This window comes from Vibrio sp. V08_P9A1T1, from assembly GCF_963874405.1.
Lineage (GTDB): Bacteria > Pseudomonadota > Gammaproteobacteria > Enterobacterales > Vibrionaceae > Vibrio > Vibrio anguillarum.
The window spans coordinates 1-9865 of record NZ_CAWNIB010000038.1 but is presented as its reverse complement, the minus strand read 5'-3'; the positions used below and the strand labels follow the sequence as shown (position 1 = coordinate 9865).

Sequence of the window (9865 nt, the reverse complement as noted above, 5' to 3'; positions counted from 1 at the left end):
GCTTTATCCTGTTCAAATTTTCCATCAATCAAGACATCAACATATTCAATGACTTGTCTTTGAGCATCACTGAGTTCGTTTAGGGTATATCCCGTCCATAACCAGATATTTTTCCCCACACATTCAGTCTTTACTCGTTTAACCAATTGCAAAATAGAAGTAAGGTTTTGCGGGTGTAAGGGATCGCCACCCGACAAGGATAAGCCTCGGCGCTTGATGCGCGTGTCGTTCAAATCGGTGATGATCTGCTGCTCTAGTTGCTCATTGTAAGTGTGGCCAGAATGCAGCGACCAAGTCCCTTTGTTGTAACATCCTTTGCACTGATGTTCACAGCCGGAGACGAACAGCGTACAACGCGTCCCCGGGCCATTCACAACATCAATCGGATGATATTGGTGATAATTCATGCCAGCAGGTTACTCACTATCACTTACAAGTGTTTAACGCGACGTTTAACTTCTTCTTGTTTACCGAAGTTAAACGGACGAGCATCTGGGCTACCAAGGTAGCCACACACGCGGCGGGTTACGGAGACTTTGGATGAGTCGTGGTTACCACATTTAGGACAGGTAAACCCTTTACTCGTACACTCAAATTCGCCAGTAAAACCGCATTCATAGCACTCATCAATTGGCGTATTGGTCCCATAATAAGGAACACGGCTATAACTGTAATCCCAAACGTTTTCAAGCGCTTCTATGTTTTTCTGCATATTCGGAAACTCTCCATAACAGATAAAACCACCACTTGAAACCTCTGGATATGGCATCTCAAAATCAATCTTATCGTATGGATTAACTTTCTTTTGCACATCCAAATGGAAGCTATTGGTGTAATAACCTTTATCCGTTACACCTTCAATCACACCAAATTCTTTGGTGTCAATACGGCAGAAACGGCTGCAGAGGTTCTCACTTGGCGTACCGTACAAACTGAACGCGTAACCGGTTTCTTCCGCCCATTGGTTAACGGCCCCTTTCAGGTATTTAATGATATCTAACGCGCGATCTCGCAGTTCGCTATCATCATAAACATGTGTATCACTGCCATAGAGCGCGGTAATGGTTTCATGCACACCGATATAGCCCAAAGAGATAGATGCTCGGCCATTTTTGAATATATCGGCAATAGAATCATCGGCTTTTAAACGAACACCACATGCCCCTTCCATATACAAAATAGGTGCGACGCGTGCTTTGACTTTTTCAAGGCGGCTGATGCGAGTTTCTAAAGCACGGCGAGCCAGTTTTAATTTTTTATCGAGTAATGTGTAGAACTGTTCAATATTTCGGCCCGCTTTCAGCGCGATACGAGGTAAATTGAGACTGACTACCCCCAAATTATTCCGCCCTTCGTGAATCAGCTCACCACCTTCTTCATAGGTATTTAAGAAGCTGCGGCAACCCATTGGGGTTTTGAATGAACCCGTCACTTCAACTACTTTGTCGTAGTTGAGAATATCCGGGTACATGCGTTTGGTCGCACACTCTAATGCGAGTTGTTTGATGTCATAATTTGGATCTTCCGCTTTATGATTTAAGCCATCTTTGATGGCAAATACCAACTTAGGGAATACAGCCGTTTTACGATTTTTGCCTAAGCCAGCAATGCGATTTTTCAAAATCGACTGTTGAATCAATTTAGAGGCCCAACTGGTCCCTAGACCAAAGCCGAAAGTGACAAACGGAGTTTGCCCATTCGCGGTATGCAAAGTGTTGACTTCATATTCAAGTGACTGGAATGCGTCGTAGCACTCTTTTTCTGTACGGGACATAGCAAAGGCTTCGGGATGATGAATATCCCACTCTTTTGCTATTTCTAAATGTTTGTCGTAACTGGCTGTCACATAAGGTTCAAGCACTTCATCGATACGGTTGATGGTGGTGCCGCCGTAAATATGGCTCGCAACCTGAGCGATAATTTGCGCGGTCACTGCGGTGGCGGTTGAAATTGATTTTGGCGTATCAATTTCCGCATTACCCATCTTAAAGCCATGAGTGAGCATGCCTTTTAAATCAATCAGCATGCAGTTAAACATTGGGAAAAAGGGAGCGTAATCCAAGTCATGATAGTGGATATCACCCTCTTCATGCGCTTGCACAATATCACGCGGTAAAATTCGGGTTTTAGCGTAGTGTTTCGCCACAATACCAGCCAGTAAGTCACGCTGCGTTGGGATAACTTTGCCGTCTTTATTCGCATTTTCATTGAGCAGATCGGCATTACTTTCTTCGATAAGGCCTTCAATCTCTTGCGTCAAGGCACTTTGCTTTTCACGCGCGATATCACGATCGTGTCGGTACTCGATGTATGAACGAGCTAATGCTTTATAGGGCCCTTGCATTAGCTCGTTCTCTACTAAGGTTTGAATCTCGGCGATATGGACTTCATCGTAATCTTTGAGCTTCAGTTCTACCGCCAACGCCACATTGAGTGCGTAAATAGCGATCTCTTTATCAATATGTTCAGCTGCACTTTCCACGGCAGATTGAATGCGATCACGGTTGAACGGGGCTCTCGATCCGTCACGTTTGATTACGATAGGTTTCACCATTTCTCCTTACCCCTAGCATACTCACAGAGTTATCCACAAATACACTATATAGAGCAGTTTATTATCCGACTGACACAATATATTGTGGTGCATTTAACGAAAACTCCCAACTCAGGGTATTGATTTGGATCAATAAAAACCGAGCATTGAACAAGATCAATGCGATCTTGGAGTAGTAGATCTCACTTAGAAAAGAAACGATGAAAATTGCAAATTTTTGATTTTTCCTCTTGAAATTTCACCGAACCTGATAGGCTAAGCCTTCGGATTCGATCAGTGAGGTATTGCGATGTTAAAATCAAAATGTGTATGTCAATTAGCAGCAGCAATACTCTTTATTCCCTCTTTCGCGACTTGGGCACAAAGTCTCACATTAGCGACATGAAATGTCGAATTCCAGCACACTATTTCATGATTAATCGAGATCATTTCGTTGCCAAAAAACATCATCCATACTTTTCTTGGAATGGCTTTTCTTGAAACACTGTCCTCGGGCGAGCCAAGTGATAATAGATGGCCGAAATGAAGTTAATAGGAATGATCAATCCGCACATTGATCGACTTTAACAACTACAGCACGATTTTTACCCGCCGACTTGGCTTGGTACATTAAACTGTCCGCAACAGTAAGTGAGACTTTATCAGGAACAAGATCGTAATAGGCGCCACCCAAACTGATACTGAGCGTGATGGTATCACTGGCTACTCGCATTGGATTTTCATAGACAGATTGACAGATATATTGAGCTTTCAATTTGACCTCTTCAAAGGTATAGAGAGTAAGAATAATGGCGAACTCTTCTCCACCTAAACGAGCAATAAAGTCATTATTGGATAACTTTCTCTGTACATGTCTAACCACATGAATAATGGCTTGATCACCCACTTCATGACCAAACTGATCATTGATTAGCTTAAAGTTATCAATGTCAAACACCAATAAGGTGAAGGGGACGGGAGTTCCTTGCAATTCTGCTATCTTTGATTGGAAGTGTCGGCGATTACTGATTTTTGTTAGTTCATCAGTTTGCGCCAATTTCTCTAGCAAGTGATTTGCTCTCTCTAAATCGATGGTTTTATGTATGACTGCGCGTCTTAACATCAAGATGTAAATACAGAGAACCATCAGAGCTACGCTAATGATGATCGGGATAAAATATTTTGGGTAAACCGTTTCCATGTAGATCCAGCGACTAAATAACTGCATTTTAGAGGCATCAGATACCTTATCTGTCGCATTTGCGAGCTTCTGCCAAAGAACGTCATTGCCCTCTTTCACCCCAAAGCGCAACGGCTCAGAATAGAGAAACTTAACTGGCACATATTTTTTCGGGCTATTTTCTGTAAACATAAAGAGATTAGCGACTTGATAATCGCTAATAAACCCTTCTAATTTTGCACTGGAAGCGGCATACAACATATCTTCATTCGTGGCAAAGTAGACCAAGTTTAATTTAGGTAAATATTGAGCTGCGTAATACGCCTCATAGCCACCCAATACAACGCCAACCTTAATATCGATTTCACCTGAAAATATTTTGTCAAAATCCGTACCGAGTAAGTGTTGATCTAAGAATACGTGCGTCTCGATCGCCATAATTTCAGGTCCAAAATCGAGGAACAGATCTCGCTCAGGTGATTGAATTAGACCCGCATGAACGTCGGCTTGCCCATGTTTAACCAGCTCTAGTGATTCGTTCCAGCTTACTAGTTTAAATTCAACATCGAACCCGCTTTGCTCAGCAACGACTTTCCAATAATCGACTAAGATCCCGGCAGGCTCTCCTTGCTTATTAATATACGAATACGGTTTCCACTTGGCTGAGCTTGTAATAAGCAGAGGTTGAGAAAGATCATGCTCGCTGGAGAGCGGTTCACCGACTTCTGCCGTAGAAGCGATGACTGGAAGCTGCAGCGCCAATACAGCCATCACTCGAGAAAATATCATCAATAACGCAGATTTCAGTTTCATGTTTTCCTAACTGGGGAGTTTGGTTGACTCAAACACGATTAAGCTTGCACCGCTTTTCTTGTTATGAAACACCTTTAGTTATAATCATAGCGAATTTATCCGTAATCTACCTATTTAAAACTGCATTTTTAATATCCATTGCCTGCTGACATTTTAAAGCTGATAAAAAGGGCGCTGACTACTCAGCGCCCTTTTTATAGTTAGAGCAAGGGAATTGTTAGAACAGAAAGATCAATGACGCATAACCGTATAATACAAAACAGGAATAACCAATAAAGTTAAGACGGTAGAAACAAAGATGCCGAAAATCAGGCTAATGGCTAGGCCATTAAAAATGGGATCATCTAAAATAAATACTGCCCCGATCATGGCCGCTAAAGCGGTAAGCATGATGGGCTTAGCACGAACAGCCGCAGACTGAATAACCGCTTCGGAAAATGCCACACCTTCTTCAACCTGCTGATTAATGAAATCAACCAGCAAGATGGAGTTACGTACAATAATCCCCGCGAGTGCTATCATCCCAATCATCGACGTGGCGGTGAACTGAGCACCAAGTAACGCATGGCCGGGCATGACGCCAATAATCGTCAGTGGAATTGGAGCCATAATGATCAACGGAACAAGGTAGGACTTAAACTGCGCGACAACCAGTAAGTAAATAAGGATCATCCCAACCGCGTAGGCAATGCCCATGTCGCGGAATGTTTCATAAGTGATCGTCCATTCACCATCCCAGAATATTTCGACACCATTTAACCCTGTAGGTTGGTGGATATAATACTGTTCCACAGGTAGACCAAGTGCATTGATGTTGAACGCCATTTCAAACATACCGTATAAGGGGCTGTCTGTTTCACCCGTCATATCCGCCACCACCATCACCATTGGTAACAGGTTTTTATGCACAATGTAGTCATCCATTTGAGTTTGGCGAATAGTGACTAAATCAGACAATGGATATGCACTGCCCGCAGTGCTCCCTACTTTCATGTTCAACACTTGATCTAATCGGACTTTGACATTTTCACTAGCTTGCACTTGAATGGGGATTGGGTACTTGCTGTGCTCACTGTGCAAATAGGTGATCGGCTTTCCACCGACGGCCGTCGCCAAAGCATCGACTATCGAAGCATAAGGTACTTGATAGTGTGACGCTTTGCTGCGATCAATCACTACTTGCCATTTTTGATGCACTTCCGGTAGATACATATCGATATCGACAATATCCGCTGTTTCGTGGAAGATCCCGCGTAGCATCCTTGCCGCTTGTGCCCGAATCTCATGTGTCGGACCATAAACTTCCGCTAAAATAGGTGACCAAACGGGTGGCCCCGGTGGAACTTCAACGACTTTGACTTTACCGCCAAATCGGCTGGCAACCTCATTAAGCTTGGGGCGTACTTCACTTGCAATCGTATGACTATCTTTATCGCGCTCTTTTCGCCCTAATAGGTTTACCTGAATATCACCTTGGTTGGCTTGATTGCGCATAAAATAATGACGCACAAGGCCATTGAAGTTGATCGGTGCGGCTGTACCTGCGTAAATCTGATACCCACTGACTTCAGGCACGCTATTTAACACCGCGCCAAGTTCAAATAAAACGCGTTGCGTTTTCTCAAGCGACGCCCCTTCAGGCATATCCAATACCACTTGAAACTCTGATTTATTATCGAAAGGCAGCATTTTTAAAACCACGGCCTTTGTGATTGGCAGTAATAGGGAGCCAGCAATAAGCGCAAATACCGCAAGCATCAAGAAAAAGCGGTTACGTCTTTGTGCAGCCGAGACCACGAAAGGATTCATGATTCGGTGAAAGATGCCTTGAGTTGATTGAGATTGTGCTTGATGCGATGAAGGCTTAAGAAACTTGGCCGCTAACCAAGGTGAAAAGACAAATGCAACCGCCAATGAAATCAGCATTCCCATCGAAGCATTGATGGGAATTGGGCTCATATACGGGCCCATAAGCCCAGAGACAAAGGCCATTGGCAACAGTGCGGCAATCACGGTTAAGGTGGCAAGGATTGTGGGTCCACCCACTTCATCAACCGCCGTAGGAATGAGATCCACCAGCTTGCGCTTACCTAACGCCATATGACGGTGGATATTTTCCACAACAACAATGGCATCGTCCACTAAAATGCCAATAGAGAAAATTAACGCAAAAAGCGAGACCCGGTTGAGTGTAAAACCCCATGCCCATGATGCAAACAGTGTCATCATCAAGGTGACAACAATAGCCATACCGACCACGATAGCCTCGCGCCATCCCATCGCAATAACCACCAAAATAACGACTGCAGTGGTTGCAAAAATCAATTTACCGATCAATGTATTGCTTTTATCGGCGGCGGTTTTCCCGTAGTCACGCGTGATTTCAACACTGATTCCGTGTGGAATTAACTGATTTTCAAGTTCAGCAACTCGAGCTTCAACCATCTCAGCCACACGAACGGCGTTTTCGCCTCCTTTTTTAGCGATGGCTAAGGTAACTGCTGGATAAATACCTTGCTTATCACTGGTCCAAACTTGTTGGGTTGATGTATCAACACCCAATTGAACCGTAGCGACATCCGCTAAATATATCGGTGTCTGGTTATGCAGCCCAATCACCAATTGCTTTACTTCTTCAACTTTTGTTAAAAACTGACCAATTTGGACGGGAAACTGCTGATTTTCATGCGTCAGTTTCAACATTGGAGAGCTGTGGTTCGCCGCAGGAAGATGCTGATTCAGTTGATCTAACGTGATGCCAAAGCTGTTCATTTTAACGGGGTCTAAACGTACATCAACAATAGTAGGGTGGCGACCTATCGTATAAATATCTCGTGTACCATTAATGCGTTTGAGCTCTGTTTCTAAACCATGGGCCACTTGCGTTAACTGCTGGTTGTCCAAAGTGCCCGTTTTATCGGATAACGTAATGCTGACGATAGGCACATCTTCAATGCCTTTAGGTTTGATGATCGGCTCGCCCACCCCAACGCCTTTTGGCATCCAATCTTTATTGGAATAGAGTTTATTATAAATACGAACCACGGCGTCGTTTCTAGGAACGCCGACATCAAAGATAGCCACAATCATCGCACCATCGGGTTGTGAAAAAGAGTAAATTTTATCAATTCCCTCAATTTCAGAGATGATCTGCTCTGCTGGGTTCGTCACTAAACTTTCCACTTCCGCCGGAGAAGCTCCGGGAAAAGGAATATACACATCGGCAAAGGTCACATCGATTTGCGGCTCTTCTTCTTTAGGAGTAACCATTACCGCAAAAACGCCCATCAGTAACCCAACAATCGCGAGCAACGGCGTCATCGCTGAAGTCTGAAAAGCTTTGGCAATACGTCCTGAGACGCCTAAACGATTATCCATATTACTCACCTACTTGTGTAAATACACGGCTTGCAACCGTATCGCCTTGTTCCAAGCCAGATAATACTTCCACATATTCACCATAGGTTTGCCCTAATCGCACTGGATTTAGCAGTCGTTTATCATCAACGATGCGATATACGGCACTCAGTTCTGCTCGGCGAATCACAGCGGCAACAGGAATGAGCATCACCTCACGTTGACCATAATTAAACTCTGTCTTGACCCACATTCCTGGCATCACTTGCCCGGACTTGTTAGTTTGATCTACACGAGGCAGTTCAAGACGGATTTTGAATGTATGTGATTGAGGGTCGGCATAACTGAATAAGCTGTAATCGATTGGGGTTATTTTATCGCCCGTAGGCATAATAACTTGGAATTGAGCAACATTGGTGACTGCAGGCTGATAGCGCTGCGGAATGGCCGTTTCAACACGCAACTCATTGAATGAGAAACCACTGAGCAGCGCAGTACCCGGAGCCACCGTTTCACCCAGCTCTACATGTCGCTCCGTCACGACACCATCATAAGGGGCGGTAATATTGGTGTATCCAAGTGACTCCTTCGCCTGCACGACTGCGGCTTTTGCCGCCTTGACGGCCGCAGCAGCACTTCGAGCTTGAGCTTCAGCGCCATCCATTTGGTCTTGTGAAATCGCACCTTTAGGAAACAGCAGTCGATAACGCTTTAGTTGAGCTTGAGCTTCACGATTTCGAGCCTCTGCACTGGTTAACTGAGCTTGAGATGCGTCTAAAGAAGCCGATTGCTGAATAGCGCTGATTTCTAATAGCACGTCGCCCTTTTTAACAAAATCGTTAACGTCGACATACACACCAACGACTCGACCAGAGGTTTGAGCCGCAACTGTCCCTTTGTTAACTGGCTGGACAACACCTTCAAATGCAATCTGCTGTGGTATCTGCTCATAGGTCACGATATAACGATCATCAGCATAGCCAACGGCCCAATAACCGCTCGTGATTAAGGCAATACACGCAATCCAAATTCGCCTTTTCATACCCATCCCTCATGTTGATCGTTACGATTCCACTTGCTTATTGAATTCTAGTTAGATTAAACCGTTTGCGTTTGCTGTTGTTTATTATTCTTAATGCAGATCAACAAATTAGTTGCACCAAGCCCAACCATCATTGAGACAAAGAATAGCCATACCTCAATATTACCCAGTGCAAGGCTTGATAGTGCTGGCCCTGGACAGATGCCCACTAATCCCCAACCTAACCCAAAAATCGCAGCACCAGAGATAAGCCGGGTATCAACACTGCGAGTCGTCGCTAAACAGAATTTTTCTGCGTTTATAGGCTGCTGTCTTGCTTTAATAACGATGAAATAGGTCGGCATAAAAACGGCCAATGCGCCTCCCATCACAAACATTAAGCTTGGATCCCAAGCACCAGCCACATCCAAAAAACCTACGACTTTGCCTGGATTGGCCATTCCTGAGATAACCATACCCGCACCAAACAAAATACCTGCCACTAACGAGGTTAATCTAAACAACATCTGATTCATTTTGACTCACTTATAGAAGATGAAGGCGTACAAACACAGTAATGGCAGCAACGCCCATGAAGGTACCTGTCGCCGCAATAGAGCGAGTGGATAGTCGACCAACACCACAGATACCATGGCCACTGGTGCAACCATTTCCTAATCGAGTGCCTACCCCAACTAATAGGCCAGCAAGCGCCAAAACACCGTTATTAAAGTTAAAAGTTTGCGGCACTTGTGCATTTAAAAACCAAACGGCAATAGCACCACCAGTTACCATGCCAAGTGCAAATAACAAACGCCATGCAAAATCACGCGTTTTAGGCGTCATCAATCCCGTTAACACCCCACTTATCCCCGCAATTTTGCCGTTAAACAGCAACATGAGTGAAGTTGATATCCCTAGTAAAACACCACCTAACAACGATTCCCAAGGAATAGAAAAC

General features: G+C 44.3%; 7 protein-coding genes. All 7 read right to left on the bottom strand.

Annotation, left to right across the window (positions count from 1 at the left end; translation table 11 throughout):
* Nucleotides 1–407, bottom strand: a 407-nt coding sequence (gene nrdG, locus AACT21_RS02300; protein WP_094164681.1) for an anaerobic ribonucleoside-triphosphate reductase-activating protein, incomplete at its 3' end; no start/stop codon positions are given.
* 23 nt (nucleotides 408–430) lie between these two features.
* Nucleotides 431–2551, bottom strand: coding sequence for an anaerobic ribonucleoside-triphosphate reductase (gene nrdD, locus AACT21_RS02295; RefSeq protein WP_026028505.1), 2121 nt, complete (start codon nucleotides 2549–2551; stop codon nucleotides 431–433).
* 544 nt (nucleotides 2552–3095) lie between these two features.
* Nucleotides 3096–4526: a transporter substrate-binding domain-containing diguanylate cyclase gene (locus AACT21_RS02290; protein WP_094124925.1), complete on the bottom strand. Its 1431-nt coding sequence runs from the start codon at nucleotides 4524–4526 to the stop codon at nucleotides 3096–3098.
* A 231-nt stretch (nucleotides 4527–4757) separates the two neighbouring features.
* Nucleotides 4758–7904 carry an efflux RND transporter permease subunit gene (locus tag AACT21_RS02285; protein ID WP_094164680.1) on the bottom strand — a complete coding sequence of 1049 codons (3147 nt, stop codon included), beginning with the start codon at nucleotides 7902–7904 and terminating at the stop codon, nucleotides 4758–4760.
* 1 nt (nucleotide 7905) lies between these two features.
* Nucleotides 7906–8925, bottom strand: coding sequence for an efflux RND transporter periplasmic adaptor subunit (locus tag AACT21_RS02280; protein ID WP_445285935.1), 1020 nt, complete (start codon nucleotides 8923–8925; stop codon nucleotides 7906–7908).
* Between the two features lie 56 nt (nucleotides 8926–8981).
* Nucleotides 8982–9440, bottom strand: coding sequence for a YeeE/YedE family protein (locus tag AACT21_RS02275; protein ID WP_094164678.1), 459 nt, complete (start codon nucleotides 9438–9440; stop codon nucleotides 8982–8984).
* Between the two features lie 10 nt (nucleotides 9441–9450).
* Nucleotides 9451–9865 (bottom strand): YeeE/YedE family protein (locus tag AACT21_RS02270; RefSeq protein ID WP_254917238.1); only part of this gene is annotated, 415 nt, incomplete at its 5' end.